Genomic DNA, 804 nt, shown 5'->3' with positions numbered 1-804 from the left:
GTTCAGAGCAAAGGTGGCCTGACCAAGGAGCTGACCAGGCGTCTTCGGACGGGTCGGCCGGTGCGGCTCGCACACCGGCGCACCACCGAACGGCGATCGCGGATTCCGGGGATGATCAATATCTCCGAACGGCCCGCCGAGGTCGCCGACCGCACCGTTCCCGGCCATTGGGAGGGTGATCTGATCATCGGCACCAAGGGCGGGTCGGCGATCGGGACACTGGTCGAGCGGACGTCGCGGTTGGTGATGTTGCTGCATCTGCCCATCGATCATTCGGCGGCGTCGGTGGCCGAAGCGATGACGGCGAAGATCGCGGAACTGCCTGCGGCACTGATGCGTTCGATCACCTGGGATCAAGGAAGGGAGATGGCCAAGCATGCCGAGATCACCATCGCCACAGGGGTGCAGATCTACTTCTGTGACCCGCACTCCCCGTGGCAGCGGGGCACCAACGAGAACACCAACGGCCTGCTCCGTCAGTACTTCAAGAAGGGCACCGACTTGTCGGTGCACGGTCCCGAACGGCTCGACGAGGTCGCCGCTCTACTGAACAACCGCCCCAGAAAAACCCTGGGATGGGATACTCCACTCGAGGAGTACAACAAACGACTGCTCGTTGCGACGACCACGTGAACCCGTCTCGAGTTTCCGCTCACCTGCGCTGAGCGCTAGCGGCCCTTCTTGATCGCCTCGAACACCTTCGGGTCGACGAGGGTGGACACGTCGCCGAGTTCGCGGCCCTCGGCCACGTCGCGCAGTAGGCGACGCATGATCTTGCCGGATCGCGTCTTCGGCAGCTCGGGC

General features: G+C 64.1%; 1 protein-coding gene. It reads left to right on the top strand.

The window, feature by feature from the left end; all coding sequences use genetic code 11:
* The coding region (locus R4P08_RS18380; RefSeq protein ID WP_317815306.1) for an IS30 family transposase at window positions 1–633 on the top strand (633 nt) is incomplete at its 5' end.
* Window positions 634–804 lie beyond the last annotated feature (171 nt).

This window comes from Rhodococcus sp. IEGM 1408, assembly GCF_033142235.1.
In the GTDB taxonomy this organism is placed as follows: domain Bacteria; phylum Actinomycetota; class Actinomycetes; order Mycobacteriales; family Mycobacteriaceae; genus Dietzia.
This window is presented reverse-complemented; position numbering and strand designations above follow the sequence as displayed.